23 protein-coding genes are annotated in these 26594 nt (G+C 64.5%); 10 read left to right on the top strand and 13 right to left on the bottom strand.

The window, feature by feature from the left end:
• Window positions 1–72 precede the first annotated feature (72 nt).
• Window positions 73–1050, bottom strand: a complete 978-nt coding sequence (gene cbiB, locus AC3CCE_RS22000) for an adenosylcobinamide-phosphate synthase CbiB (RefSeq protein ID WP_352513552.1) — start codon at window positions 1048–1050, stop codon at window positions 73–75.
• Here cbiB and cobD point away from each other — a divergent pair.
• Together cobD and AC3CCE_RS21990 are read left to right on the top strand one after the other, a co-directional pair.
• Window positions 1049–2104 carry a threonine-phosphate decarboxylase CobD gene (cobD, locus tag AC3CCE_RS21995; protein WP_352504525.1) on the top strand — a complete coding sequence of 352 codons (1056 nt, stop codon included), beginning with the start codon at window positions 1049–1051 and terminating at the stop codon, window positions 2102–2104. The two genes, cbiB and cobD, sit on opposite strands and share 2 nt — an antisense overlap.
• Window positions 2101–2610 carry a tyrosine phosphatase family protein gene (locus tag AC3CCE_RS21990; RefSeq protein ID WP_023690280.1) on the top strand — a complete coding sequence of 170 codons (510 nt, stop codon included), beginning with the start codon at window positions 2101–2103 and terminating at the stop codon, window positions 2608–2610. The genes cobD and AC3CCE_RS21990 overlap by 4 nt, the downstream gene beginning before the upstream one ends.
• Before the next feature lie 9 nt (window positions 2611–2619).
• Here AC3CCE_RS21990 and AC3CCE_RS21985 read toward each other — a convergent pair whose 3' ends face one another.
• Both AC3CCE_RS21985 and AC3CCE_RS21980 read right to left on the bottom strand, forming a co-directional pair.
• The gene (locus AC3CCE_RS21985; RefSeq protein ID WP_023670776.1) at window positions 2620–3423 is read right to left on the bottom strand and encodes a creatininase family protein; all 804 of its coding nucleotides are present in this window, start codon (window positions 3421–3423) and stop codon (window positions 2620–2622) included.
• A gap of 53 nt (window positions 3424–3476) precedes the next feature.
• On the bottom strand, window positions 3477–3860 hold the full coding sequence (locus tag AC3CCE_RS21980; protein ID WP_023690279.1) for a RidA family protein: 384 nt from the start codon (window positions 3858–3860) through the stop codon (window positions 3477–3479).
• 255 nt (window positions 3861–4115) lie between these two features.
• Between AC3CCE_RS21980 and AC3CCE_RS21975 the strand changes: the two genes are divergently transcribed.
• The 7 genes from AC3CCE_RS21975 (at window position 4116) to AC3CCE_RS21945 (ending at window position 10987) form a co-directional block, all read left to right on the top strand.
• On the top strand, window positions 4116–5120 hold the full coding sequence (locus tag AC3CCE_RS21975) for an ABC transporter substrate-binding protein (RefSeq protein ID WP_023670774.1): 1005 nt from the start codon (window positions 4116–4118) through the stop codon (window positions 5118–5120).
• Window positions 5121–5122: 2 nt separating this feature from the next.
• A complete protein-coding gene (locus AC3CCE_RS21970) occupies window positions 5123–5947 on the top strand; it encodes an ABC transporter ATP-binding protein (RefSeq protein WP_352625884.1) in 825 nt (274 codons plus the stop codon).
• Entirely contained in the window at window positions 5934–6785 is an 852-nt protein-coding gene (locus AC3CCE_RS21965) for an ABC transporter permease (protein ID WP_023690276.1), read from the top strand. The genes AC3CCE_RS21970 and AC3CCE_RS21965 overlap by 14 nt, the downstream gene beginning before the upstream one ends.
• A 198-nt stretch (window positions 6786–6983) precedes the next feature.
• Window positions 6984–8285, top strand: coding sequence for a cytosine deaminase (locus tag AC3CCE_RS21960; RefSeq protein WP_352625885.1), 1302 nt, complete (start codon window positions 6984–6986; stop codon window positions 8283–8285).
• A complete protein-coding gene (locus tag AC3CCE_RS21955) occupies window positions 8285–9688 on the top strand; it encodes an FAD-binding oxidoreductase (protein WP_352625950.1) in 1404 nt (467 codons plus the stop codon). Before AC3CCE_RS21960 ends, AC3CCE_RS21955 begins: the two co-directional genes overlap by 1 nt.
• 136 nt (window positions 9689–9824) lie before the next feature.
• Window positions 9825–10406 (top strand): NAD(P)H-dependent oxidoreductase, encoded by a 582-nt coding sequence (locus AC3CCE_RS21950; RefSeq protein WP_023700354.1) that lies wholly within the window; start codon window positions 9825–9827, stop codon window positions 10404–10406.
• Window positions 10406–10987 carry an NAD(P)H-dependent oxidoreductase gene (locus tag AC3CCE_RS21945; protein WP_023690990.1) on the top strand — a complete coding sequence of 194 codons (582 nt, stop codon included), beginning with the start codon at window positions 10406–10408 and terminating at the stop codon, window positions 10985–10987. Before AC3CCE_RS21950 ends, AC3CCE_RS21945 begins: the two co-directional genes overlap by 1 nt.
• A gap of 169 nt (window positions 10988–11156) precedes the next feature.
• On the opposite strand, the gene AC3CCE_RS21940 is transcribed toward AC3CCE_RS21945, so the two are convergent.
• From AC3CCE_RS21940 to AC3CCE_RS21920, 5 genes are all read right to left on the bottom strand, one after another.
• Window positions 11157–13604, bottom strand: coding sequence for a GcvT family protein (locus AC3CCE_RS21940; RefSeq protein ID WP_352625886.1), 2448 nt, complete (start codon window positions 13602–13604; stop codon window positions 11157–11159).
• Window positions 13601–14782 (bottom strand): pyridoxal phosphate-dependent aminotransferase, encoded by a 1182-nt coding sequence (locus AC3CCE_RS21935; protein WP_023706109.1) that lies wholly within the window; start codon window positions 14780–14782, stop codon window positions 13601–13603. Before AC3CCE_RS21935 ends, AC3CCE_RS21940 begins: the two co-directional genes overlap by 4 nt.
• Complete coding sequence (locus AC3CCE_RS21930) at window positions 14782–15681, bottom strand: homocysteine S-methyltransferase family protein (protein WP_352520548.1); 900 nt, start codon at window positions 15679–15681, stop codon at window positions 14782–14784. Before AC3CCE_RS21930 ends, AC3CCE_RS21935 begins: the two co-directional genes overlap by 1 nt.
• Window positions 15678–18131, bottom strand: coding sequence for a GcvT family protein (locus tag AC3CCE_RS21925; RefSeq protein WP_352625887.1), 2454 nt, complete (start codon window positions 18129–18131; stop codon window positions 15678–15680). Before AC3CCE_RS21925 ends, AC3CCE_RS21930 begins: the two co-directional genes overlap by 4 nt.
• Window positions 18132–18226: 95 nt before the next feature.
• Window positions 18227–18790 (bottom strand): helix-turn-helix domain-containing protein, encoded by a 564-nt coding sequence (locus AC3CCE_RS21920; RefSeq protein WP_352625888.1) that lies wholly within the window; start codon window positions 18788–18790, stop codon window positions 18227–18229.
• 261 nt (window positions 18791–19051) lie between these two features.
• On the opposite strand from AC3CCE_RS21920, the gene AC3CCE_RS21915 reads away from it, so the two are divergent.
• A complete protein-coding gene (locus AC3CCE_RS21915; RefSeq protein ID WP_352625889.1) occupies window positions 19052–19756 on the top strand; it encodes a nitroreductase in 705 nt (234 codons plus the stop codon).
• Between the two features lie 18 nt (window positions 19757–19774).
• Here AC3CCE_RS21915 and AC3CCE_RS21910 read toward each other — a convergent pair whose 3' ends face one another.
• From AC3CCE_RS21910 to AC3CCE_RS21890, 5 genes are all read right to left on the bottom strand, one after another.
• Window positions 19775–21217, bottom strand: coding sequence for an MFS transporter (locus tag AC3CCE_RS21910; protein ID WP_352625890.1), 1443 nt, complete (start codon window positions 21215–21217; stop codon window positions 19775–19777).
• Between the two features lie 153 nt (window positions 21218–21370).
• Window positions 21371–21988, bottom strand: coding sequence for a sarcosine oxidase subunit gamma (locus tag AC3CCE_RS21905; protein WP_352519660.1), 618 nt, complete (start codon window positions 21986–21988; stop codon window positions 21371–21373).
• A complete protein-coding gene (locus AC3CCE_RS21900; RefSeq protein WP_352625891.1) occupies window positions 21981–24989 on the bottom strand; it encodes a sarcosine oxidase subunit alpha in 3009 nt (1002 codons plus the stop codon). The genes AC3CCE_RS21905 and AC3CCE_RS21900 overlap by 8 nt, the downstream gene beginning before the upstream one ends.
• Window positions 24986–25282 carry a sarcosine oxidase subunit delta gene (locus AC3CCE_RS21895; protein ID WP_352625892.1) on the bottom strand — a complete coding sequence of 99 codons (297 nt, stop codon included), beginning with the start codon at window positions 25280–25282 and terminating at the stop codon, window positions 24986–24988. The genes AC3CCE_RS21900 and AC3CCE_RS21895 overlap by 4 nt, the downstream gene beginning before the upstream one ends.
• 11 nt (window positions 25283–25293) lie before the next feature.
• Entirely contained in the window at window positions 25294–26553 is a 1260-nt protein-coding gene (locus AC3CCE_RS21890; protein WP_023670368.1) for a sarcosine oxidase subunit beta family protein, read from the bottom strand.
• Window positions 26554–26594: the final 41 nt, after the last annotated feature.

Genomic DNA, 26594 nt, shown 5'->3' with positions numbered 1-26594 from the left:
ATTCCGCAGGGCAATACCTATCTTAGCGCCTATGCCCAGCCGCCGGGGTTGAGGAAGGGCGACGGTAAGCTCTCAGAACGTCACCGCGATAAGCACCGCCGACAGCAACCCGAACAGCCCAATCAGCAGATAGTCGGCGACCTGGTACAATTTCAGCGCCTGCCTGATGTCCTGGCTTTCCGCCGCGCGCCTACCGCCTTCGCCCATATAGGCGTCCTCGACGACAACGCCGCGATAGCTGCGCGGGCCGGCGAGCGCCAGGCCGAGTGCGCCGGCCATTGCCGCTTCCGGCCAGCCGGCATTGGGCGAGCGGTGCTTTTTGGCGTCGCGCCGCACTGCTTGCCAGGCGTTGCGGGGATCGGCGCCGTCAACGAGAAAGGCGGCGGCAACGATCAGCAACGCGGTCAGCCGGGACGCCGGCAGGTTGATCCAGTCGTCGAAGAGTGCCGCCGCGCGGCCGAAGGCCTCGTGGTGCGGGGTGCGGTGGCCGATCATCGAATCGGCGGTGTTGGCGGCCTTGTAGGCGACGCCGCCGGCCAGACCGCAGACACCTGTCCAGAAGGCGGGCGCAACGATGCCGTCGGAGAAATTCTCGGCCAGGCTTTCGATGGCGGCGCGGCTGACGCCGGCATGGTCGAGCTTCTCGGGATCGCGGCCGACGATGCGCGCAACCGCAATGCGGCCGAGCGCCAGCCCGCCGGTATCCAGCGAATCGGCCACCGCCTCGACATGTTCGGTAAGGCTCTTTTGCGACAGCAGCGACGAGGCCAGGATTGCCGTGATGATCATGCCGGCAGGAAAGAGCTGCCAGAGCAGGATTTGCACGATGAAGGCGATTGCCGCCGGCACCAGCACGATCACCAGCAGCGCCTGCACGCCGCGGCGGCGACGCAGCGCGTCGGAATCAGTGTCGCGGTTGAGCCTGAGGTCGAGAAAGGCTATCAGCCTGCCGAACCAGGTGACGGGATGCCCGACGGCACGGAACAGCCAGTCCGGGTAACCCAGGATGCGTTCGATGGCGAGCGACAGGAAAGCGATCAGGATCGACATGAAGCTTTCTGATGGAGCGATTACTGTGGTGGATCACGGTGGATCCCTTGGCCGGGCGAGGGCGCTCTTCCCTCACGCGCCACAACCTTTCGTCGATCTCTCGACAGGTATCAATCCGCACTCCTACCCGCTTTTCGAGCTGCCCGCCACCGCCCTGTCACGATTGCCGGAGGCCGCGCGCCTGCGTGAGCTGGCCAGGGTCGCGGCCGGCGCCTATGGCGCGCCTTCGGCCGAGAATGTGGCGGTCGCCCCGGGCACGCAGATCCTGCTGCCGCGCGTCGCCTCGCTGGTCAGCCCCGGCAAGGCGCTGGTGCTCGGGCCGACCTATGCCGAGCATGCCAGGGCCGCCGCGATTGCCGGCCATGCGGTGGCGGAGGTCGACGATTTCGAGGCGCTTGCCGGAGGCGAAATTGCCATCGTCGTCAATCCCAACAATCCCGACGGGCGAGTCGTGTCGCGGGAAAGGCTGCTTCGGCTTGCCGAGACATTGCGCGCCATAGGCGGTCTGCTGGTCGTCGACGAAGCCTTCATGGATGTCGGCCCGCACGCGGAAAGCCTGGCCGGCGATGTCGGGCGGGGCGGCATCGTCGTGCTGCGCTCGTTTGGCAAGTTCTTCGGTCTCGCCGGCCTGCGGCTCGGCTTCGCACTTTCCGATGCGGTGACGGTCGAAAGGCTTGAAACGCAATTCGGCCCTTGGGCGGTCGCCGGCCCAGCGCTCGAATACGGCATCCGCGCGCTTGCCGACAGCGGCTGGCAGGCCGACATGCGGCGGCGGCTGGCGCAGGATGCGGCGCGGCTCGATGCGCTGCTTTCGCGCTTTGGCGTTGCTGTCGCCGGCGGCACGACGCTGTTTCGCTATCTCCGGCTTGCCGATGCACCGGGGCTGTTTTCGACGCTCGGTGAGCGCGGCATATTGCTCAGGCATTTTTCCGAGCGTCCCCAGGTGCTCCGCGCGGGGCTGCCTGGAAGTCAGGAGGAATGGCAGCGGCTCGAATCGGCGCTTGCCGACTGGCACGCACGGCGCGACGATGGGTCGAAGGAGATCGCGCCATGATCCATATCTGTTCGCTGGCAAAGCTTGAGGAGACGGTGGCCAAAAGCGGCGCCGAGCGCGTGCTGTCGCTGCTCGCTGCCGGCACCGAGGTGACGCGGCCGGCCTCAATCGCGAGGGAAAACCACCTGCATCTGGTCATGCACGACATCGCGGTGGCGCAGGACGGCATGACCATGCCCGGCGAAGGCCATGTGCGCAATCTGCTCGATTTCGCCCGGAAATGGGACCGCGCCAAACCCATGGTCGTCCATTGCTATGCCGGCATCAGCCGCTCGACCGCCTCGGCCTATATCATTGCGGCGGCGCTCGCCCCGAAGCGCGACGAAGTCGAACTTGCGCAGACATTGCGGAAGCTTTCGCCCTCGGCGACACCCAATCCACGGTTGATCGCCGTCGCGGATGCTCTGCTCTCACGACAAGGCCGCATGATCGAAGCGATCGAGGCGATCGGACGCGGCGCCGATGCTTTTGAGGGTACGCCTTTCGTGTTGAAGATCGACGGCTAAGGCGGCCCGCTATGCCAGCCAGTCGGCAAGCTTCGCCTTGCGCACATCCTTCAACAGGGTGATGAAGCCGTCGGCCTGATGCTCCGCCGTCAGTCGGCCTTTCTCGGCCGTGGCAATGCTGGCATCGCCGACCACGCCGTTGGGGTTGAGATCCCCAGCGATCCAGGCGAAAGCGTGCGTTCCGGTGTGGCGCAGCAGCGCAAATTCGGTTTCGGCGCGGGCGACCTTGGAGGCGAAATTGTCGGCCTTGGCCATGTCGACTAACTCCGGGCGAAAATGCAGCATCAACGAGGTCTCGACGTCGCCGCCATGGATGCCATGGCGGTCTTCCAGCTCGGTGTACATGCCGGCGGGGCGGCCGAAGCGCTGCCAGCTGGTCTTCACCGCCAGCATCCTCTCACGCACGCGCAGCTCGCGCGTGACGATGCCCATGATCTCTTCATTGCCGCCATGCGAGTTGACGACGATCAGTTTCCTTACGCCTGCGCGGGCAACGGACAGGCCAAGCTCGGTCCAGGCATCGACCAGGGTGGCCGCCGGCAGGGTGAGCGTGCCCGGCGCCTGCAGATGCTCGTTCGACTTGCCGACCGTTTGGACCGGCAGGATGCGGATGTCGAGATCGCCGGGCAGGCGGGCGATGACCGTCTCCAGCATGCCGTTCATGATCGAGGTGTCGGTTGATACAGGCAGATGCGGGCCGTGCTGCTCGATCGCCGCCACCGGCAGCACGGCAATCGTCGCCTCCGGATCGATCGCGGCGTATTCGGTGGTCCGGTAGTCGCCCCACCACACGCGTCTGTTTGCAACGGTCATGTCATGCCTCTTGACTGTGAGGGAGACCTAGCGCGCCAAACGTCGCCTGTCGATCACCCGGCAGCAATCGCCTCGACCTCGACCTTGAATTCCGGCCGCGCAAAGCCTGACACGATCATCAGCGTCGAGGCGGGCGCGGGGCTGGCAAACAAGCGGTCGCGGACGTCCATATAGGGCCGCAGAAAGGCGCGGTCGGTGACGTAGGCGTTTATGCGCGCGATGTCGCCTAGCCCCAGCCCGGCTTCAGCCAGAATCGCCGCTATGTTTTGAAAGCAGAGCTCGGCCTGCGCGCCGGCATCCTCGGGGATCTCGTCGTCCGCCGTGATGGCGACCTGGCCGGAGCACAGAACCAGCCGCTTGCCTGGCGGCACCTCGACGCCGTGGCTGTAGCGGGCGAAAGGCGGCTTGATCGACTTCGGCGCGAGGTATCTGAACATGGCAATCTCCTGTCTGCGAGACCAGCCTAAGACGTGACCGATAGTACGTTCAAGATGTGGTGCATGGCACAAGGGCGATTGTGGACAGGCGTCCAAAAAATAGGCACGATGCCTCCCGCACAGCATGACCCGTCCGGTGTTGGCAGTGACTGCCGCGCAAGCAGGCGGCCCGGGCGGTGGCATGTGTCTTGCTTCTTGGATCAATGGTGTCGAGCCCGGCGCGTGACGCTCCGGAGCCAACAAAGGGTGGTGTCGATGTACGGAAAACAGAAGATTTCAGCGCTTGCGGTCGCGCTGCTTGGAGCCGGCACGTTCGGCGCGGCAGCAAACGAGAAGGTCACCTTCGGCACCAACTGGCTGGCCGAGCCCGAGCATGGCGGCTACTACCAGGCCGTCGCCGACGGCACCTACGCTGCATGTGGCCTCGACGTGACGATTTCGCAGGGAGGTCCGCAGGTCAGCGGGCGGCCGCTGCTGCTGGCCGGCAAGCTCGATTTCTACATGGGCGGCAATCTGCTGTCGGCCTTCGACGCCGTCCAGCAGGGCATCCCGATGCGCGTCGTCGCCGCCGATTTCCAGAAGGACCCTCAAGTCATCATGTCCCACCCGGGGCAGGGGCTGGACAAGTGGGAGGATTTGAAGAACGCCGACCAGTACATTCTCGGCGACGAGGGCGTCCAGACCTTCTTCCAGTGGATGGTCATCGAACTCGGTTTCGATGCCGCCAAGCGCGTGCCCTACACCTACAACACCGCTCCATTCCTGGCCAACAAGAAGTCGATCCAGCAGGGTTACGTCACCTCGGAGCCTTTTGCGGTCAAGAAGGAAGGCGGCTTCGTGCCCAACCAGTTCCTGCTCGCCGACTATGGCTGGGACACCTATTCGACGACGATCGAGGTGATGCAGGACACGATCGACAAGCGGCCGGAGGTGGTCCAGTGCTTCGTCGATGGCTCGGCCAAGGGCTGGTACAACTACCTCTACGGCGACAACAAGGCCGCCAACGAGATGATCAAGAAAGACAATCCCGACATGAGCGACGAGCAGATTGCCTTCTCGATCGAGCAGATGAAGAAGTTCGGCCTGGCCGATTCCGGCGACACCGAAAAGCTCGGCATCGGCGCCATGAACGAAGACCGGATCAAGAGCTTTTATGACAAGATGGTCAAGGCCAAGGTCACGCCCGAGGGCATCGATATCAAGAAGGCCTACACGCTGGCCTTCATCAACAAAGGTGTCGGGATCGAGCTGAAGAAGTAGTCGTGAAGCTGGAAAAGATGGCGCAGGCGCCCATGACGGCATCGGGTGAAGGCCCGATGCTGCTGACGCTGCGCCATGTCGGCAAGGTGTTTTCCAATGGCGTGACTGCATTGAGCGACGTCGATCTCGCCATCCGCGAGGGCGATTTTGTCAGCCTTCTCGGGCCGTCCGGCTGCGGCAAGTCAACGGCGTTGAGGCTGATCGCGGGCCTGTCGACGCCGACATCCGGTCAGCTCGACTGGGGCGGTTCGATCGACCGCGCCAATATCGGCTTCGTCTTCCAGGAACCGACGCTGCTGCCCTGGGCCCATGTCTTCGACAATGTCTGGCTGCCGCTCAGGCTGAAAGGCGTGTCGCGTGCCAAAGCGGCGCCGGTGGTGATGGAGATGCTGGAGCGGGTGCACCTGACCGGTTTCGAAAACGCCGTGCCGCGCGAACTTTCCGGCGGCATGAAGATGCGCGTCTCGATCGCACGCGCCATGGTGACGAAGCCGCGCATTCTGTTGATGGACGAGCCGTTCGCGGCACTCGACGAGATCACCCGCTTCAAGCTCAACAACGACCTTCTGGAGCTGTGGCAGGACGAGCGCTTCACCGTCGTCTTCGTCACCCACAGCGTCTTCGAAAGCGTGTTCCTGTCCAACCGCGTCGTCGTCATGGCGGCGCGGCCGGGCCGCGTCCATGCCGAGTTGGCAATCGATGCCGCCTATCCACGCGACGAGGTGTTCCGCACTTCGCCCGACTATGCCGCGCTCTGCCGCCAGGCCTCGGACATCCTGGTCAACGCCATCAACACATCAGCCGGACCGCACCATGACGGCCATTGACCAGAATGCCGCAACGCTCGACGCGGAAGAGGCCGGCCGAGTACGCCAGGAGCGGCTGGAGCGGATCGGCCGGTGGGTCTTGCCGCTGGCGATCATGATCCTGGCGATCTGGCTGTGGGACCGCATCTGCGTGTGGAACGCGATCCCGCAATATATCCTGCCGCGCCCCGGCGTGGTGCTGTGGACGCTCTATAGCGATGCCGGGCTCCTGTTCTCCGCGCTGCTGGTCACGTTGCGCATAACCTTTCTCAGCCTGCTGCTCGCGGTCGTCGGCGGCGTCGGACTGGCGGTGCTGTTTGCGCAATCGAAATGGGTGGAGATGTCGTTCTTTCCCTTCGCCATCGTGCTGCAGGTAACGCCGATCGTGGCGGTCTTCCCGCTCATCAACATCTATGTGGACAACCAGACGGTGAAGCTTTTGCTTTGCGCCTGGATCGTTGCGTTCTTCCCGATCCTGTCCAACACCACGCTCGGCCTCAATTCGGTCGACCGCAATCTGCGCGACATGTTCAAGCTCAACGGCGCGACGCGCTGGCAGCAATTGCGCTATCTCAGACTGCCGGCGGCCATGCCGTATTTTCTAGGAGGCTTGAAGATAGCCGGCGGCCTGTCGCTGATCGGCGCCGTGGTGGCCGAGTTCGTCGCGGGCGCGCAGGGGCAGTCGTCGGGGCTGGCGTCGCGCATCATCGAGGCCGGCTACCGCCTCAACGCGCCAAGGCTTTTCGCGGCGCTGATCCTGATCTCGCTCACCGGCATATTGATCTTCCTGGTGCTGTCGCTCGTGTCGCATCTCATCCTGCGCCGCTGGCACGAGAGCGCGCTGAAGCATGAGCGGTAGGGGGTTGGGTGACGTGATTGAGATGCTGGCGCGAAACACCCCCCTCTGGCCTGCCGGCCATCTCCCCCTCAAGGGGGGAGATTGGATGTCACATCGGTTTTCGCCAAAGGTTGAGGTCAAAGATTGGACGTCGTCGGCAAAGCTGCCAATCTCCCCCCTTGAGGGGGAGATGCCCGGCAGGGCAGAGGGGGGCGGTCCTTGATACCGACCTCTGGCTCGTACCATCTCACCAACGTCCGCCTTCACCGGTCGCTGACATCAGGTCTTGCCACCACTTACGATACTGACGGCTTCGCGCTGGCCGACATCGCCGTCGCCGACGGTAAGCTCTCCAGCATCGCCGCGCACAAGAAATCAAAAGCGCCAGCCACCGCCATCGACCTTGCCGGCCGCATCATCCTGCCGTGCTTCGTCGATTGCCACACCCACATCGACAAGGGCCATATCTGGCCGCGCAAACCCAATCCCGACGGCAGTTTCATGGGCGCGCTCAATGCCACCAGCGCCGACCGTGCAGCGCGCTGGAGCGCCGAGGACGTGGCGCGGCGCATGGATTTCTCTTTGCGCTCGGCCTACGCGCACGGCACCAAGGCGCTGCGCACGCATCTCGACAGCGTGCCGCCACAGGAGGAAATCTCCTGGCCGGTGTTCGAGGCGATGCGGGAGAAATGGCGCGGCCGCATCGAATTGCAGGCAGCCTGCCTGCTCGGCATCGAAGGCGTGCGCGACAGAAAGTGGTTCGAGAGGCTGGCCAAGCGTGTGGCTGCGGCCAAGGGCGTGCTCGGCGTCGTCACCTATATGGTGCCGGATCTCGAAGAGCTTCTCGACAAGGTGTTCGCCGAGGCGAACAAGCACGGGCTCGATCTCGATTTCCACGCCGACGAGACCGACGACATCGCGGCGATATCGCTGAAGAAGATCGCCGAGGCGGCACTGTGGAACGGTTTTGAGGGCAACATGCTGGTGGGACATTGCTGCTCGCTGGCGCGCCAGCCGGATCTCGACGTGCTCGATACACTCGACAAGGTGGCCAAGGCGCGGCTGGCGGTGGTGTCGCTGCCAATGTGCAATCTCTATCTGCAGGACCGGCGTGCCGACCAGACCACGCCACGCTGGCGCGGCGTGACGCTGCTGCATGAGATGAAGGCGAGGGGCATCCCGGTCGCGGTGGCCTCCGACAACACCCGCGATCCGTTCTATGCCTATGGCGATCTCGACATGCTGGAGGTCTACCGCATGGCGACGCGCATCCTGCATTTCGACCATCCGGTCGGCGACTGGCCGCAGACGGTGGCGGCGACGCCGGCCAAGGTGATGCGGCTCGACGGTGTCGGGACACTGACAGCCGGTGGCAGCGCCGATTTCATCGTCTTCAAAGGGCGGAGCTGGACGGAATTGCTGTCGCGGCCCGAATCGGATCGCATCGTCGTGCGCAACGGCCGAGCGATCGACAGGCAATTGCCCGACTATGCCGAGCTCGACGAACTGATGGTGGAATGATGGATGTTTCGGCGCTCAAACGCGATCTCGACGGGATAAAGCTCGACGACAATCCGGCCATCGTCCAGCAGAAGAGCCGCGACTTCTACTGGTACAGCCCGGTGCTGAAGCAGCAGCTCGACCACGTCACCGGCGACCTGATCGTGACGCCCAGGAACGAGGCCGAACTGATCCGCGTGCTTGCCGCTTGCCACCGTCATGGCGTTCCGGTGACGCCGCGCGGCAGCGGCACCGGCAATTACGGTCAGGCGATGCCGCTATCGGGCGGCGTGGTTTTGAACCTTGCCGAGATGAACGAGATCAAGGCCATAGCGCCGGGCCGCGTCGTCACCGGGCCGGGCGCGATCCTCGCCGACATCGACAGAGCGACGCGCGCGCATTCCGGGCAGGAACTGCGGCTGTCGCCGTCGACCTACAACACCGCCTCGATCGGCGGCTTCATCGCCGGCGGCTCGGGCGGCGTCGGTTCGATCAATTTCGGCGGTCTGCGTGATTTCGGCAATGTGCTGCGCCTGCGCGTCGTCACTATGGAGGCGGAGCCGAAGGCGCTCGAACTCACCGGCGAGGACCTGCACAAGGTCACCCACGCCTATGGCACGAACGGCATCATCACCGAGCTCGAGATGCCGCTGACTGCAGCCTATGAATGGATCGACGTGATCGTCGGCTTCGACGCTTTCATGCCGGCAGCCCGCTACGGCAACGCGCTGGCACGCCAGGACGGCATCCTGACCAAGCTGATCACGCCGATCGCCGCGCCCGTGCCGCAGCTCTATTTCAAGCGCCACCAGAAGTTCTTCCGGGACGGGCAAAGCATCTGCGTCGTCATGGTTGCCCGGCATGGGCTAGACGCGTTCCTCGCCTTCACCCGCCGCACCGGCGGCGAAGTCATCTTCAATGCGGCGACGGCCACGGACGAAGAGAAAAAGGGCCTGCCGCCGGGCTTCGAACTGGCGTGGAACCACACCACGCTCAGGGCACTGCGGGTCGATCCCGCGATCACCTATCTGCAATCGCTCTATCCGTTTCCCAACCAGCTGGCGCTGGTGGAGAAGATGGACGCGATGTTTCCGAACGAGGTCTTTTCGCATCTCGAATTCGTGCGCCTCGACGGCAACATCACCTGCTTCGGCCTGCCGCTGGTGAAATTCACCACCGAGGCGCGGCTCAACGAAATCATCCGGCTGCATGAGGAGAACGGCTGCCCGATCTTCAACCCGCACCGCTACACACTGGAAGAGGGCGGCATGAAGCAGACGGATGAAATCCAGCTCGCCTTCAAGCGCGAGACCGATCCGCAAGGCCTGCTCAATCCCGGCAAGATGATCGCCTGGGAAAATCCGGATTACGACTATCGCTCGGGCCGGACTTTTTTGTTCAGGGGTTTGCAGAAAGCAGAATGAGCAGAGGTTTGAGCTTGAGCACCCCCCTCTGTCCTGCCGGACATCTCCCCCGCAAGGGGGGAGATTGGCAGCCTGAACGCCGCGGCCCGGCAGGGCAGAGGAGGGTGCCTCGCGCCCACCTCGCAAGTATTTCCCCATGAAAGTCCTCGTCCTCTACGCACACCCGGTGGAGACCAGCTTCAATGCAGGTCTGCACCGCACGATCGTCGAGCGGCTGACGGCCGCCGGCCATGAGGTCGACGATTGCGATCTCTATGCAGAGGATTTCGACCCCAGGCTGACGCGCGGGGAGAGGCTGGATTATCATAACCAACGCAGCCCTGCGGACCCGGCCGCGCCCTATGTCGAGCGGCTGCTCAAGGCCGAGGCGCTGGTGCTGTCATATCCCGTCTGGAACTACGGCTTCCCGGCCATCCTGAAAGGCTTTTTCGACCGCGTGTTTCTGCCCGGCGTGTCGTTCAAATTGGTCGACGGCAAGGCGCAGCCTTCGCTCCACAACATCCGCAAGCTGACCGCCGTCACCACCTATGGCGGCAGCCGCTTCCGCGCCATGCTGATGGGCGATCCGCCACGCAGATTGGTCAAGCGGATGCTGCGCGCGACGATCAGGCCCGGCGCCTCGGTGTCCTACCTCGCGCATTATTCGATGAACCTGTCGACCGACGAGACGCGGGCAGCCTTCATGGCCAAGGTCGCGGCCGGGATGGATGAATTCTGATGCGCGTGCTGGTGGTCTATTGCCATCCGGTGCCCGAAAGCTTTTGCGCCGCCATCAGAGATGCCGCAGTCGATGTGCTGAAGGCACGCGGCTGGGAGGTGCGGCTGCTCGACCTCTATGCGGAGAAATTCGATCCGGTGATGGGCTGCGAAGAGCGACGCGCCTACAATGAGCGGGCGCCGGAGGATCCGGCCCTAAAACCGCATTTCGAGCATCTCGCCTGGGCTGAGGCGATCCTGTTCATCTATCCGACCTGGTGGTACGGGCTGCCGGCCATGCTGAAGGGCTGGCTCGACCGGGTCTGGGCGACCGATGTCGCCTTCAAGCTGGGCAAGGGGCGCATCACGTCGCTGATGACACATGTCACCAGGGTCGGCGTCATTACCACCTGCGGCGCGCCGACCTGGTGGAGCGTCGTCGTCGGCCAGCCCGGCCGCAAGACCTTGCTGCGCGGTATGCGCGCGCTGTGCGCCCGCCGCTGCCGGACGTTTTTCCTGGCGCACTACCTGATGGACGCCTCGACGCCAAGGACGAGGGCGGCGTTTCTGGTGAAAGTGCGGGCGAAGCTGGAGCGGTTTTAAGCTTCTTCACCCTACCCCTTGTGGGGAGGGTCGCGCAGCAAGTGCCGCAAGGCGGCTTTTGCGAAGCGGGGTGGGGGGTCTCGTAGGGCGCACCCCCACCCCGTCTCGCAATCGCCGCTTCGCTCCGACTGCGAGCCGACCCTCCCCACAAGGGGAGGGTAAAAAGGTGCTACATCCTCGTCCGTTCCGCCTTGGGATCGTACATCGGCTTCAGCGATGCTTCCGCCGCAAAACGCTCGCCGGCGATCTCGATCTCGTATGACGAGGCCAGCACATCCGCCTCGCTCTCGCCCTGGCAGGGCACATAGCCCAGTCCGATCGCGCCGCCGAGATGGTGGCCGTAATTCCCCGATGTGATCGGGCCGACGATCTTGCCGTCGCGCAGGATCGCCTCGTTGTGGAAGAGCAGGGGTTCAGGGTCTTTCAAACGGAACTGCACCAGCCGGCGCGACAGGCCGGCTTCTTTTCTCTTCAGCACCGCATCGCGGCCGATGAACTCGCCCTTGGCGGTTTTGACCGCAAAGCCGAGGCCGGCCTCCAGCACATTGTCCTCGTCGGTGATGTCGTGGCCGAAATGCCGAAACGCCTTTTCGATGCGACAGGAATCGAGCGTATGCAGGCCGCAAAGTTTCGGGCCGACATCCGCCCCCGCCTCATCGATCGCCTCGAAAACATGGGCAGCCTGGTCGGTAGAGACATAAAGCTCCCAGCCGAGTTCGCCGACATAGGTGACGCGGTGGGCGCGGGCGAGGCCCATGCCGATCTCGATCTCCTGGAAGGTGCCGAACGGATTGTTGTCGTTGGAGAAATCGTTAGGGCTGACTTTCTGGATCAGCTTTCGCGCATCCGGACCCATCAGGCAGAGCACGCTTTCTGCCGCCGTCACATCGGTGATGACAACGAATTCCTCGCCGACATGCCGCCGCAGCCAGGCGAGATCGCGTTGCAACGTCGCGCCCGGTACGACGAGGAAATAGGCCGTGTCCGACAGCCGCGACACGGTAAGATCGCTCTCGATGCCGCCGCGCTGGTTGAGCATCTGAGTGTAGACGATCTTGCCCGGCGCCACGTCCATGTCGTTGGCGCAGAGCCTTTGCAGGAACGCGCAGGCATCGCGGCCCTCGACACGGATCTTGCCGAACGAGGTCATGTCGAACAGGCCGACCTTGTTGCGGACCGCCAGGTGTTCCTCGCGCTGGTTGTCGAACCAGTTCTGCCGCTTCCAGGAATAGCGGTATTCGCGCTCTTGCCCTTCGCGGGCGAACCAGTTGGCGCGCTCCCAGCCGGCGACTTCGCCGAAGACCGCGCCGCGCGCCCTCAGGTGTTCGTGCAGGGGCGAGCGCCTGACATTCCTGGACGTTGCCATCTGCCGGTAGGGGAAGTGATCCGCATAGAGCAGGCCGAGTGTTTCGGAGACACGCTCCTTGAGATACCTACGGTTCTTCTGGAATGGCTGGGCCCGGCGGATGTCGACTTCCCAGAGGTCGAAGGGCGCTTCGCCGTCATTGATCCACTGCGCCAGCGCCATGCCGGCGCCGCCGGACGAGACGATGCCGATGGAATTGTAGCCGGTCGCCATCCAGTAGCCCGACAGCTCCGGCGCTTCGCCGAGATAATAGCGGTCGTCGGGGGTAAAGCTTTCGGGGCCGTTGAAGAAGGTGTGAATGCCGGCGGTTGCCAGCATCGGCATGCGGTTGACGCCCATTTCGAGGATCGGCTCGAAATGCTCCATGTCCTCCGGCAACTGGTCGAAGCAGAAATCCTCGCGGATGCCGTCCATGCCCCAGGGCTTGGCCACAGGCTCGAAGGCGCCGAGCATCATCTTGCCGGCGTCTTCCTTGTAGTAGGCGCATTCATCGGGAACGCGCAGCACCGGTAGACGACCGAGCCCGGGGATCGGCTCGGTGACGAGATAAAAATGTTCGCAGGCATGCAGCGGGATGGTGACGCCGTTCTGGGCGCCGAGCTCGCGCGCCCACATGCCGGCGCAGTTGACGACGATGTCGGCCTCGATCGTTCCCTGGTCCTCGCCTTGCGCCCACGACACACCGGTGACGCGACCGGCCTTGGTATGGACCTTGGTGACCTTCACATTCTCGACGATGGCGGCGCCACGCTGGCGGGCACCCTTGGCCAGCGCCATGGCGATGTTGGCGGGATCGCACTGGCCGTCGAGCGGCAGATGCACGGCGCCGACCACGTCGGACACGTTGAGATGCGGGTACATCTCCTTGACTTCACCAGGCGAAATCTCGCGCACATCGACATCGAAGGCGCGGGCGAGCGAGGCCTGCCGGTAAATCTCGTGCTTGCGCTCCTCGGTCAGCGCCACGGTGATCGAGCCGACCTGGCGCATGCCGGTGCCGACTTCCGTTTCGGCTTCCAGCTTGACGTAGAGGTCGGCCGAATATTTGGCCAGCCGCGTCATGTTCTGCGAGCCGCGCAGCTGGCCGATCAGGCCGGCGGCGTGCCAGGTCGTACCCGAGGTCAGCTGCTTGCGTTCGAGCAGCACGATGTCGGTCCAGCCGAGCTTGGCCAGGTGGTAGGCGACCGAACAGCCGGAGACACCGCCGCCGATAATAACCGCGCGGGCCTTGGTGGGAATGCTTCTGGTCATGCGGCCTCGCGGCGATAGCCGGATGCGAAGCGGCGCAGGCGTTTTGCGGCTTCCTGAAGCACCGGCTCCGGTTGGCAGAGGCTGATGCGGATGTGGCCGGCAGCGGCCTTGCCGAAGCTGGAACCCGGCATGACGCCGACACTCTCCTGGTCGAGAAAGGCCCAGGCGAATTTCTCGTCGTCGGGCTCGACGGCGGAGATGTCGAGCATGACATACATGCCGCCCTCCGAGCCGTGCACGCTGATATTGTTCATGCCGCGCACGGCGTCGAGCAGGACGGTGCGGCGCGCCGCATAGCGCTCGGCGATTTCCTTGACGCCATAGCGGTTCTCCAGCGCCTCGGCGCAGGCGATCGAGATGAAGGCCGGCAGGCCGTAGGTCGTCACCAGATTGAGATTGGTCAACAGCGTGATCATCTGCGTCGGGCCGGTCAGCCAGCCCATGCGCCAGCCGGTCATGCCGTGGCTCTTGGACATCGAATTGATGACCAGCGTGCGCTCGGCCATGCCGGGCAGGCCGCGCGGCGAGATGTGCTCGCCGCCGCCGAGCGTCCAGTAGACCTCGTCCGACAGCAGCCAGAGATCGTGCTCGCGGCAGATCTCGGCCAGCTCTTCCAGACGCTCACGCGAATAGACGGCGCCGGTCGGGTTGTTCGGCGTGTTGATCAAAATGGCGCGCGTGTTGGGCTTGAGCGCCGCGCGGATCATCTCGGCGTGCGGCTGGAAACCGTCTTCGGCCGGTGTCTCGACGACGGTGAAGCTGGCGCCGGCGGCGCTGAACGTGTTGGGATAAGTCGCGTAGTAGGGCGCCACCACGATAGCGTGGTCGCCCTGGTCGAGAACGGCCTGCACGGCCGCGTAAAGGGCAGCCTGGCCGCCCGGCGTGGCGATGACTTGGTCAGGTGCCGTCTCGACCCCGGTGCAAGCGGTCGAGGCCGCCGCCATCGCCCTGCGCAGGCGCGGAACGCCGGGAAGCGGGGTGTAGTGGTGGTTGCTGCCGCGAACCGCCGTCACGCAGGCTTCGATCGTCTGGCTCGGCGTATCGAAATCATGGTCGCCGACCGACAGCATGATGATGTCCTGGCCGGCCTCCTTGCGGGCCCATGCCTCGGTGTGGACCTCCCAGCCATCTTTGCCCGAAGGCACGATGCCGGAAATGCGCGATGAGGGTCTGGGCATCAGGATACTCCCGAGATTTCGTGGCCGGCCTGTTCGAGCTGATCGCGCAACGCGGCGATGTGGGCAGGGCCGACTTCGCAGCAGCCGCCGACGATGGTGGCGCCAGCGGCGACCCAGCCGAGCGCCTGGTCGGCATAGGCATCCGGATCAAGGTCGTGGCGTGCGTGCAGCACTTCGACCGTTCCGCCATGCTTGAGCGCTTCGACAGAGGTGAAGCCATTGGCATAGGCGCCGACCGGGCCGCCGAGGGCAATCAATTCGGGCAGTGCCGCGGCGATAGTTTCTGGCCGGCAGCAATTCACCAGGCGCGCTGCAACCGTCAGGCCGTCGAGGGCGTCCGCCGCTGCCGCTATTGTTTCGCCGCTGCGCAGCCGCGCCGCGCCGTGATCGGCGAGCGTCCAAGATACCCAGACAGGTTTGCCGCTTTCCGACGCAGCGGTAACGGCCGCACGGCCTTCCTCGGCTGAGGCCATGGTCTCGCACAGGAACAGGTCGACGCCATCGGCCTGCTCTGCGACGATGCGGCGATAGATGTCCAGCGTCTCCTGGAACGATATGGTCAGCGCCGGCGCATAGCTGCCGAACAGCGGTGACAGGCAGCCGGCGATCGCTGCATCGCCTGCCTCGTCGCGTGCCTGTCTTGCCAATTCGATGCCGCGCTTCTGCAAAGGCTTGAAGAGGTCTTCTGCTCCTTCCCGCGCGAGCCGCTCCGGCGTTGCCGAATAGGTGTTGATGGTGATGACGCGAGCGCCGGCCCGGATGAATTCGGCATGCAGGTCACGCACCAGATCCGGCTCGTCGATCAGCACCCTGGCCGACCAGAGCGGCGTCGGCTCGGAGCGGCTGCGGCGGACCAGTTCCTGGCCCATGCCGCCATCGGTGAGAATGACTTTCTTCATGCTCTCAGTCTTTCGTTTTTCGGATCCCACAGCGGCTCGTCTTTCTGCACGACCGCCCTGAAACGATCGCCAAAAATTTCAATCTCGATCGCGGTATCGGGTTCAGCCAGGTCGGCGCGCAGCATGCCGAGCGCGATCGATTTGTCGATGCGATGCCCCCAGCCGCCGGACGTCGTCTCGCCGACGATCTTGCCGTCATGCCAGAGCGTCGACACGGACGGCGCGTCGCAATCGCCTGGGTTTTCGACCACCAGCGTGACGAAGCGCTTCTTCACGCCTTGCTGCTTTTCGTTCTGCAGGGCTGCCTTGCCGCGGAAGTCGGGCTTGTCCCATTTGACGAAGCGCTCGAGCCCGCCCTGCAGGACCGTATAGTCGGTCGACAGGTCGCCCTTCCAGGTCCGGTAGCCCTTTTCGAGGCGCAGCGAATCCAGCGCGTACATGCCGAACGGTTTCAGACCGTGTTTTTGTCCCGCCGTCCAGACGGCGTCGAAGATGGCGGCGGTGTCTCCCACCTTGGTGTGGATTTCCCAGCCGAGTTCGCCGGCGAAGGATACCCGCACCAGCTTCGCCCAGCGGCCGGCGATGGTGGTTTCCTGATGCGTCAGCCAGGGCAGCGAGAGATCCGCGCCACAGACCTCGGCCAGGATCTTGCGCGAACTGGGGCCGGCGAGGATTTGCGTCGAATAGTCTTCGGTCCTGTCGGTGAGGGTGAAAGCTGCGTCCTTCGGCAGGCGCGACTTCAGCCATTCGAAATCGTGCCACTGCGCTACCGCCGCGGTGATCAGAGTCATCTGCTCTTCGCCATGGCGCACCACCGACATCTCGGTGACGATGCGGCCTTTGTCGTCGGCGAAATAGGCGAGGCCGATTCGGCCGGGCTTGGGCACCAGGCCGGTGACCTGCAGCGCCAGCCATGCGGCTGCACCAGGACCTTCGAGGTTGAAGCGCGAGAAGCCGGGCAGGTCCAGAATGCCGGCGGCGTCGCGCACCGCCAGGCATTCTTCGCGCACGCGGTGCTGCCACGGCCCGTCGCGGCGGAAGGTGAGTGTTGCTTCTTCCGACGTGTCGTCACCGGGTTGCGCATACCAGGTGGCACGCTCCCAGCCATTATAGGCGTCGAACTGGGCGCCGAGCGCCTTGATGCGATCGTGGATCGGCGACAGCTTACGGTCGCGCCCGGCCGGCCAGGCATGCCGCGGAAACTGGATGGCGTATTCGTTGCCGTAGATCTCCATGCCCTTGGCGACGCTATAGTCGGGGGCGGCCGCAAAGCTGGTGAAGCGGCGTGGATCGCAGGACCACATGTCCCATTCAGTCTGGCCCTCGGTGATCCACTCGGCCAGCACCTTGCCGGCGCCGCCGCCCTGGGCGATGCCGAATGTGAAGACACAGGCCTCGAAAGCGTTGGGAACGCCGGGCATCGGACCGATCAGCGGATTGCCGTCCGGCGCGTAAGGGATCGGCCCGTTGATCACCTTGGACAGGCCGGCAGTGCCCAGGATCGGCACGCGGGCTACGGCATCGGCAAGGTAGTGCTCGAGACGGTCGAGATCGTCGGGGAAGAGCTGGAAGGAAAAGTCCTCCGGCATCGGGTCATTGTGGGTTGCCCAATGCGCGCGGCAATTGCGCTCATAGGGACCGAGATTCATGCCGTTCTTTTCCTGGCGCAGATAGTAGGAGGTGTCGACGTCGCGCAGCAGCGGCAGCTTCTTGCCCTGCTCCTTCGACCACGCCACCAGTTCGGGGATTTCCTCGAACAAGATGTACTGATGGCTCATCACCATCATCGGGACGTCGCGGCCGAACATTTTGCCGACTTCCGCGGCTCGGTAGCCGGCGGCGTTGACGACGATTTCGCAACGGATCTCGCCTTGCGGCGTCCCGACAACCCATTCGTCGTTCTCGCGGCGCACACCTGACACCGGACAGAAGCGGACGATCCTGGCGCCCATGTCGCGCGCACCCTTGGCCAGTGCCTGCGTCAGCTGCGCGGGGTCGATGTCGCCGTCGTTTGGATCGTAGAGCGCACCTTTGAGGTCATGCGTCTCGATGAAGGGATAGCGGCGCTTGACCTCATCAGGGCCGACAATGGCGATGTCCATGCCCTGGTAGCGGCCCATGCCCTTGGCGCGCTGGAACTCCTGCATGCGCTCCTTGGTGTGGGCGAGGCGGAGCGAGCCGGTAACGTGGTAGTTCATGGGATAGTCGACCGCGTCGGCGAGACCGCGATAAAGCTCGGTCGAATAGCGCTGCATGTTCATCAGCGACCAGGACGACGAGAAGGTCGGCACATTGCCGGCGGCATGCCAGGTCGAGCCCGATGTCAGCTCGTTCTTTTCAAGCAGCACGCAGTCGGTCCAGCCCGCCTTGCACAGATGGTAGAGCGAGGAGGCGCCGACGACACCGCCTCCGATGATTACCACGCGCGCCGTGGTCGGCAAACCGGCCATATTCTTCTCCCAAACCTGAAGCGCGCTGCGCTTCTATCTTTTTGCTTGACGCATGTCGTTTCCCAAAACCGCTGCACACTTTGGGCGACATGCATTCAATAAACAGGCGGCGAAACCACCCAGATGATTACGGCCGGCTCGGTGCCGGGATTGCGCCAGCGGTATGGCTTGCGCTCGAAGCGGAAGGAATCGCCTTCGCCGAGCCGGTGCCAGACGCCTGCTATCTCGATCTCGAAAACGCCAGAGGCGATGTAGCCGGCTTCCTCGGTCGGCCGCAGCTGCTCGCTCTTCATCTCGGCGCCCGGCGCAAAGATCGAACGCACCATCTCGAAACTACCGCCGAGATCGGGCGACAGAAGCTCCTCCACCAGGCCGGATTCGCTTGTGCCAAGCGTGCGCCGGCTGCCGGCGCGCACGACAAAGCCGCGCTCCTTTTCGATCGGCACGTCGTGGCTGAAGAACAGGCTGAGCGGCACGCCGAACAGGTCTGCGAAGTCCCTGAGGTCGCCAAGCGAAGGGATAGACAGGCCGCGCTCGACCTGGCTGACCCAGCCGACGGAGCGGCCAAGCTTCAGCGCTATCTCAGCCAGCGTCAGCCCGCGCGCCTTTCGCAGCGCACGGATGTCGCTCGCCAGCAGGCGCTCGTCAGGTCCCTGCAATGTTTTGGGGATAGCTGGGGGCAAAACGCTCACTTGATGAAAAACTGGATATGAATTTCATGAGAGCTCATGTCCGTGAAAAAATCAAGCGAATTTTCATGGACACACAAGATTTGCTTGCGCGATTTTGGCGGTTCATGCAAAGGCTCTGGCACGAGCGGCGGGTGTGGGAATGCGGGTCGGCGACCATGGATTGAAATCTGCGCAAGGTCTTCTCCGATAGCCGGTTCGGCTTTCGAAGTGTGCGCAAAGGGACGGCCCATGCTGGAAAAAAATGGCCTGGCAGCGCAAAACGCGGCTGTTGTCGACGAGGCGATCATCTCGCGCCGTTCGGTGCGCGCCTTCCTGCCCGACATGGTCGATGACGAGACGATCCGAGCCATTCTTGGCGTCGCCGCGCGCGCGCCTTCGGGCACCAATATGCAGCCTTGGCGGGTCTATGTCGTCAAGGGCGAGGTCAAGCAGCAGATCACCGATGCCATCCTGAATTCCGGTATCCGCGCCGAAAAGGCCGATTGGGACGAGTATCGCTATTATCCCACCCAGTTCTTCGAGCCGTATCTCGCCCGCCGCCGCGCCAACGGTTTCGGGCTCTATGGGGCACTCGGCATCGGCCGCCGCGAGGTCGACAAGATGCGCGCCCAGCACGACCGCAACTTCGTCTTCTTCGACGCGCCGGTCGGCATTATCTTCACCATCGACCGGCGGCTGAACCAGGGCTCGTGGATCGACTACGGAATGTTCCTGCAGAACATCATGGTGGCGGCGCGAGGCAGGGGCCTGCACACCTGCCCGCAGGCCGCCTTCGCGCCCTATCACCGGCAGATCCGGCCGGTGCTCAACATCCCCGACGAGGAGATCGTCGTCTGCGGCATGGCGCTCGGCCTCGAGGATACGTCGAAACCCGAAAACGACTTCCGCACCGACCGCGTGCCGCTGGAAGAGTGGGTGACGTTCAGCGGCTAGGCCTCGGCTACCGGGGCCTTATTCCACGTTCATCTGCGCGCCATGGCCGCTGACATGGGCGCCGTCCTGCGGTGTCAGTCTGAGATAGGCGATCAGCGCGCACAACGTGATGACGCCCTCGACCACGAACAGGATGCGGAAATCGCTGGTCACCGCCGGCCCGCCGCCAGCCAGGAACGACAACAGCGCCGCCGCCAGGCCGACGCTGATCGCCACCCCCAACTGCCACAGTATGTAGTAGAGCGCGCTAAAGCGGGCGAGCTGGTCGGGCGCGATGTCGGAATAGGCGAGATTGCCGGTCGAAGCCCACTGCGCCGAGCGCAGAACGCCGAAGGCAAAGATATAGACGAGCACGATCCAAACCGGCGTTGTCGCCTCAATCAAGGCGAAGCCCGCTACCATGGCAGCAACGATCGGCGTGTTGATGACCAGCACGCGGCGAAAGCCGAAACGGTTGAGCAGGCGCGGCATGAACACACGCATGATCAGCGAGCCGATTGCGGCGACGAAAGTCAGCGATCCCGCCTGCACCGCGCTCATGCCGAAGCCGAGCTGGAACATCAGCGGCAAAAGGAAAACGACCGAGCTCAGGCCGATCGTGTCCAGCCCACCACCGGTGAGGAATGAGATGCGAAAGGTGCGGATGCGCAGGAGTTTCAGGTCAAGCAAGGGGTTGCGGGCGCGCAGGCAGTAGAAGGAGGCAAGCGTCAGGATGACGATCGCCAGCGCCAGCTCGGCCGCGATCATGCTGCCGGCGGCGTCTTTGGCCGCAAGCGAATCCATGCCGAAGACCAGCAGGACCATGCCGCTGCCGACCAGCAGGAAGCCCGGGAAATCGAACGGCGTGCGCACCGGTTTGGTAACGGTCGGAAACAGCGAGGCGGCAAGCACGGCCGCCGCCAGCGCGAACGGCACGTTGATGAAGAAGATCCAGCGCCAGGAAATGTAGGTCGTCAGCGCGCCGCCGACCAGCGGGCCGACCAGCGGTCCGGACTGGCCGGCCAGCGAAATATACATGTTGATCTTCAGCGTGCGGCTGCGCGGGAAGGTCGACAGGATGACGACCTGGCCGAGCGTCCCCATCAAGGCGCCGCCGAAGCCTTGCAGCGCGCGGGCGCCGACCAGCGTCCAGATGTCGTTGGACAATCCGCACAGCGCCGATGACGCGGCGAACACCAGCAAGGCGAAGCAGTAAACGTTGCGCAAGCCGAAGCGGTCGGCGGCCCAGCCGCCGAGCGGCATCGAGATGATCAGGCTGGCGACATAGACGGTGATCAACAGGCCGAGCTGGCTCGGCGGCCGGCCGAGGCTGTCGCTGATGCCGGGCAGGGCGGTGACCACGACATTCTGGTCGAGGCTCGTCATGAACACACCGCAGGCGACCGTCAGCGGCAGCAGGAGCAAGGCTCTGGCCGACACATCGGCGCGATCCGTGGCGCCGGCGGATAGTTCTGCGGTCATGGGGATGTTCGAACCAAACGACGATGCCGACTCTGAGACGGGAGCTTTTTGATCCCCTGGGCCGGTTGGGCCACGTTCCCCACCATGGGCTTCCATTGGAGCATTCTCTAGCGGCAGAACCGGCTGGCCTTGAGGCCAGAACGGCTGTCGGCCCTACTGAACCTCGTAGCCGACCTCCTCGCTGGCATGGCAGAGCGCCTTCCAGAACGAGCGGGCGAAGGAGCGGAAGACATAGATGTCGAACTGGTCGGTGCCGGTGCGCTGGATCTGCGCAAAGACGTCGTGATGGGTGGTCGAACGGCCGGAGCCGATCGGGAAGGCGGGCAGCGCAAAGTCGATGGCGAAGAATTTCGCCAGCACCCATTCGGCCTTAGGGCCGGCGATGCGGATAGCGGTGCGGCCATGCGACAGGTCGGTGATCGTGCCGATTGCCGGGGTTACGTCCCCGGCAAAACGCGTCGCCAGGCCCTCGGCATCGTCGACGGCGGTGAATTTTCCAGGCGCGAAACCGAACGCGGCCTTGCCGTCCTTGACAACGCCGCCGCCGGCGCCATCGGGCAAATCTAGGCCGGTGACCTTGCGGATCGCTTCGATCAGCTGCTTTTCCGCGCCCGGCCATGCGGCCAGCTGCAGAATCGAGCCTGGCCTGATTTCGGTCAGAATGACATCGACGCCATGCTCGAAGTTGCCGTGCGAACCCGGATGGAACACCGGCTCGAGCGGCGAGAGCCGCTCGGGTGGCTGGCGTTCACGTGATTGGCGCTCAGCCATGCATGCGGCTCCCGTCCGGGTCGTAGAAATGGTTGGAGACGATTTCGACCGGCCCGAACCGCTTGCGCAGCGGATCGGAGACGAATGCCCGGGTGCCATGGCGCGCCTTGCCGCCCTCGACCAAAGCCAGCGCGATGTGCTTGCCCAGCGCCGGCGAGTAGCAGCAGGCGGTGATATGGCCGATGGAGTCGTGCGGATTGGCTTCGTCCAGTTCCTCGACGAGGTGGGCTCCGCCATTGAACGGCCGATTGTCGAGCGAGACCAGACCGACCAGCTGCAGCCGCTCGGGCGCGATCAGGCCTTCGCGGTCCATCATCGCCGAGCCGATGAACGGCTTCTTCTTCGACAGCATCCAGTCGAGATGCAGGTCGCGCGCCGTGGTGCGGCCGTCGATCTCCGCGCCGGTGACATGGCCCTTTTCGATGCGCATCGTGCCCAACGCCTCCAGCCCGTAGGTGACCAGGCCGAACGGCTTGCCGGCTTCGATAAGGGCTTCCCAGACATGGGTGCCGTAGCCGGCGCCGCAATAGACCTCGAAGGCCATTTCTCCGGAGAAGGACAGCCGGCAAATCATCACCGGCACGCCTGATATCTCGCCGCGCACGATGCCCATGAAGGGCAGGGCTGTGTTGTCGACCCCAGTGCCGGTGACACAGGCGGCGAGGATGGCCCGCGCCTTCGGCCCGCCGATGGCCGCGCCCGCCCATTCGTCGGTTGCCGAGGTGACATGCACTTTGAGTTCCGGCCAGATGACGTCGAGGAAATATTCCAGATGCTGCATCACCTTGCCGGCGTTGGCCGTGGTGGTCGTCATCAGGAAATCCTGTTCGCCAAGCCGCCATGTGGTGCCGTCGTCGAAGGCCAGCCCATCCTCGCGCAGCATCAGGCCGTAGCGGGCCTTGCCGACGGGGAGGGTAGAAAACATGTTGGTGTAGACGCGGTCGAGGAATTCACCGGCATCCGGTCCCTGCACGGCGATCTTGCCCAGCGTCGAGACGTCGACAATGCCGGCACTTTCGCGCGTCGCCCTGGCTTCACGGACATAGGCCTGCTCGACCGTCTCGCCGGCAAGGCCGTAGATCATTGGTCGATACCAGAGGCCAGCGGAATACATCGTCGCGCCATTGGCGAGGTGCCAGTCATGCATCGGCGTCAGCCGCTCGGGTTTCAGATCGCCGAAGCGCTCGGCCGCGAGCGAGCCGATGGAGACCGCCGAATAGGGCGGGCGGAAGCGGGTCGTGCCGACTTCGGGGATCGGTTTGCCCAGCGCCTCGGCCATGATGGCGAGACCCGGCACGTTGGAATTCTTGCCCTGGTCCGTCGCCATGCCGAGCGTGGTGTAGCGCTTCAGGTGCTCGACCGAGACGAAGCCTTCGCGATGCGCCAGCCGCACGTCCTCGGCGGTGACATCATGCTGGAAGTCGACGAAGCTTTTGCCTTTCGCCTTGATCTCGAACACCGGGGCCGGATCTGGGTTTCCCGGGGCTGCTTCGACATCCGGCAAGGCTGCCGGCGCAGCCGCTCCGCCCGCTGCGGACAGGCCGGCTGCGCGGCCCTCAGTGATCGCTTCGATGGTCGAGAAGCTGCCGTTGAAAGCACCCGCACCAATCCATTGCTGATTTGGCCAGTGTTGCGTTTGCTTTGGCGGCAGGAAGGCCTGGCGGGCAGGATTCCACTCGGCTCTCGCGCCAGCCTGGCTGGCGAGGTGGATGGTCGGCGACCAGCCGCCCGACATCAGCAGGCTATCGGCGTGGATGCTGCGGGCGTCACCGCTGAGCGCGCCCGAGGTCATGTCGAAGCGCTGCACCTTGAGGCCGGAGAGCGCCTTGCCGCCTTCGGTGGCGACCACGGCATGGCCGGAGAGGATTTCGGCTTCGGCCTCGGTGGCGAGGCTGCGCATTTCGGCCGAAAGCTCGGGGCGCACATCGACGATGGCGACAATAGCCGCCCCGGCCTTCCTCAGCGCCAGCGCCGAGCGATAGGCGCTGTCATTGTTGGTGAACAGCGCGATCCTGTCGCCGGGCAGCACGCCATAATCGTTAGCATAGCGCTCGGCGGCATGCGCCAGCATGACGCCCGGCCGGTCATTGCCGGGGAACACAAGCGGCCGCTCGAAAGAGCCGGTGGCCAGCACCACCGTCTTGGCGCGGATCGCCCAGTAGCGATGGCGCGGCTCGCCCTTGCCGGGCGTTTCCTTGTGGTCGGTGACGCTCTCGAGCGCGGCTAGCGTGTTGCCGTCGTAATAGCCCCACACCGTGGTGCGCGGCAGCAGGCGGACCGTGTCATGGCCTTCGAGCTGGCTGACGGCGCGCGCCGCCCAGTCGGCGGCCGGCGCGCCGTCGATGGCCTCGCCGGACCAGTTGGCCGAGCCGCCGAAACGCGGCTCGAGTTCGGCCAGGATGACGCGCGCGCCCTGGTCGGCAGCGGCCTTGGCGGCTGACAGGCCGGCCGGGCCGGAGCCGACCACCAGCACGTCGCAAAACGCGTTCATGCGCTCGTAGCGCGAGGTGTCGGCGGCAATACCGGCGCGGCCCAGGCCGGCGGCGCGGCGGATGAAATGCTCGCAGAACATCCAGAAGCGGGTGCCTTTCAAGGGGCCGAAGACAGGGCCCATGAAGGTCTTGTAGTAGAAGCCGGCGGCCAGGATCTTGCCGCCGAGCTGGTTGACGGCGTTGATGTCCCAGGCGAGCGAGGGAAAGCGGTTCTGGCTGACGGCCACCAGCCCGTCATAGATCTCGACCATGGTTGCGGCGATGTTGGGCTCGCGCACTTCGCCGCGCAGCACCGTCACCAGCGCGTTCGGTTCCTCGACGCCGGCCGAGAGCAGGCCGCGCGGGCGGTGGTATTTGAATGAGCGGCCGAAAAGCGTGACGCCGTTAGCAAGCAGCGCCGAGGCCAGCGTGTCGCCGGCATGGCCGGTGTAGGGCGTGCCGTCGAAGGTGAAGCGGATGGTGCGCAGCCGGTCGACGCGGCCGCCGGTCTCGGTGCGGCGCGGGCTCACGACTTGCCTCCGGCTTTGTGCCGGGCGGCAGCATTGTGGTCGCCGCGGGCGCAACAGGTGCTGGAAATCTCATGCGTGACCGTGTTGCGCACCATCCTCAGATGGGTGCGGCAGCCGCCCGAATGCTGCCAGATCTCATTGTGGTCGCCGGCCGGGTTCAGCCGATCGTAGACATAGGCGTTCCAGGCGTCGAGGTCCTGCGAGTTGGGCTGCGGGCGCTCGCGGTTGCCGTCGCCCTGATAGGTGAACTCGATGACGTCGCGCGGGCCGCAATAGGGACAAGTGATAAGCATTTGTTTGAACCCTAATGCAGCCGGGGCGTTGCGCCCTGGCCCTTGTCGTCAATCACTAGGCCGCGATAAAAACGGTCGAGCGTGAACGGCGCGTTGAACGCGTGCGGTTCGTCCTTGGCGATGGTGTATGCGAAGCACCAGCCCGAGGCCGGCGTCGCCTTGAAGCCGCCATAGCACCAGCCGCAGTTGAGATACATGCCGGGCAGCGGGCCGGTGGTGATGATCGGCGAACCGTCCATCGACATGTCGCAGACGCCGCCCCAGGAGCGCAGCATGCGTACACGCGCAAGGCCGGGAAACAGCGCCAGCATCTCGCTCATCACCTCATCGACGATGGGCAGGTTGCCGCGCTGAGCGTAGCTGTTGTAGCCGTCGATGTCACCGCCGTAGACGAGGCCGCCCTTGTCGGACTGCGACATGTAGAAATGACCCATGCCGAAGGTCAGCACCGTGTCGACGAAAGGTTTCAGCGATTCGGTGACGAAGGCCTGCAGCACATGGCTCTCGATCGGCATCCTGTCGATGCCGGCAAGCTGCATCACCCGTCCGGTGCTGCCGGCAACGGCCACGGCGACTTTCTTGCCGCGGATCTCTCCGCGCGTCGTCTGCACGCCGGTGATGCGGTCGCCGTCGCGCAGGAAGCCGGTGACCTCGCAATTCTCGACGATGTCGACGCCGCGTCGGTCGGCGCCGCGGGCATAGCCCCAGGCAACCGCATCGTGACGGGCGGTGCCGGCGCGCGGCTGCATCAGGCCGCCGACGATGGGAAAGCGCGCGGAGGCCGACATGTCCAGCGCCGGGACCAGGCGCGCGATCTCGGCGGTGCTCATCAGCTCGGCATCGACGCCGAGATGGCGCATGGCGTTGCCGCGCCTTGCCAAGTCGTCGAACTGGCCCGGCGTGTGAGCCAGATTCAGGCAGCCGCGCTGCGAGAACATGACGTTGTAGTTGAGGTCGTGCGAAAGGTTCTCCCACATCTTCATCGAATGTTCGTAGAAGCGGGTGTTGGACGGCAAAAGGTAGTTGGAGCGCACCGCCGTGGTGTTACGGCCGACATTGCCGGAACCCAGCCAGCCCTTTTCCAGCACCGCGACATTGGTGATGCCGTGCTCCTTGGCCAGATAGTACGCCGTCGACAGGCCGTGGCCGCCGCCACCGATGATGATGACGTCATAGGAAGCCTTGGGGTCGGGCTTGCGCCAGGCCGGCTTCCAGTCCTTGTTTCCCTTGAGCGCGTTCGTGAGAAGCGAAAGGGCTGAATATTCCGCCATTCTTCATGTCATCCCTAGAGCATGATGCCGAAAAGTGTGAA

The sequence above is a fragment of the Mesorhizobium sp. P160187 genome (assembly GCF_057766425.1).
This window is presented reverse-complemented; position numbering and strand designations above follow the sequence as displayed.

Bases quoted from the DNA above. Each gene is read 5' to 3' on its own strand.
- cobD (WP_352504525.1), top strand. From the start codon at position 1,049: ATGAAGCTTTCTGATGGAGCGATTACTGTGGTGGATCACGGTGGATCC.
- cbiB (WP_352513552.1), bottom strand. From the start codon at position 1,050: ATGTCGATCCTGATCGCTTTCCTGTCGCTCGCCATCGAACGCATCCTG.
- AC3CCE_RS21990 (WP_023690280.1), top strand. From the start codon at position 2,101: ATGATCCATATCTGTTCGCTGGCAAAGCTTGAGGAGACGGTGGCCAAA.
- AC3CCE_RS21985 (WP_023670776.1), bottom strand. From the start codon at position 3,423: ATGACCGTTGCAAACAGACGCGTGTGGTGGGGCGACTACCGGACCACC.
- AC3CCE_RS21980 (WP_023690279.1), bottom strand. From the start codon at position 3,860: ATGTTCAGATACCTCGCGCCGAAGTCGATCAAGCCGCCTTTCGCCCGC.
- AC3CCE_RS21975 (WP_023670774.1), top strand. From the start codon at position 4,116: ATGTACGGAAAACAGAAGATTTCAGCGCTTGCGGTCGCGCTGCTTGGA.
- AC3CCE_RS21965 (WP_023690276.1), top strand. From the start codon at position 5,934: ATGACGGCCATTGACCAGAATGCCGCAACGCTCGACGCGGAAGAGGCC.
- AC3CCE_RS21955 (WP_352625950.1), top strand. From the start codon at position 8,285: ATGGATGTTTCGGCGCTCAAACGCGATCTCGACGGGATAAAGCTCGAC.
- AC3CCE_RS21950 (WP_023700354.1), top strand. From the start codon at position 9,825: ATGAAAGTCCTCGTCCTCTACGCACACCCGGTGGAGACCAGCTTCAAT.
- AC3CCE_RS21945 (WP_023690990.1), top strand. From the start codon at position 10,406: ATGCGCGTGCTGGTGGTCTATTGCCATCCGGTGCCCGAAAGCTTTTGC.
- AC3CCE_RS21940 (WP_352625886.1), bottom strand. From the start codon at position 13,604: ATGACCAGAAGCATTCCCACCAAGGCCCGCGCGGTTATTATCGGCGGC.
- AC3CCE_RS21935 (WP_023706109.1), bottom strand. From the start codon at position 14,782: ATGCCCAGACCCTCATCGCGCATTTCCGGCATCGTGCCTTCGGGCAAA.
- AC3CCE_RS21930 (WP_352520548.1), bottom strand. From the start codon at position 15,681: ATGAAGAAAGTCATTCTCACCGATGGCGGCATGGGCCAGGAACTGGTC.
- AC3CCE_RS21925 (WP_352625887.1), bottom strand. From the start codon at position 18,131: ATGGCCGGTTTGCCGACCACGGCGCGCGTGGTAATCATCGGAGGCGGT.
- AC3CCE_RS21915 (WP_352625889.1), top strand. From the start codon at position 19,052: ATGCTGGAAAAAAATGGCCTGGCAGCGCAAAACGCGGCTGTTGTCGAC.
- AC3CCE_RS21910 (WP_352625890.1), bottom strand. From the start codon at position 21,217: ATGACCGCAGAACTATCCGCCGGCGCCACGGATCGCGCCGATGTGTCG.
- AC3CCE_RS21905 (WP_352519660.1), bottom strand. From the start codon at position 21,988: ATGGCTGAGCGCCAATCACGTGAACGCCAGCCACCCGAGCGGCTCTCG.
- AC3CCE_RS21895 (WP_352625892.1), bottom strand. From the start codon at position 25,282: ATGCTTATCACTTGTCCCTATTGCGGCCCGCGCGACGTCATCGAGTTC.
- AC3CCE_RS21890 (WP_023670368.1), bottom strand. From the start codon at position 26,553: ATGGCGGAATATTCAGCCCTTTCGCTTCTCACGAACGCGCTCAAGGGA.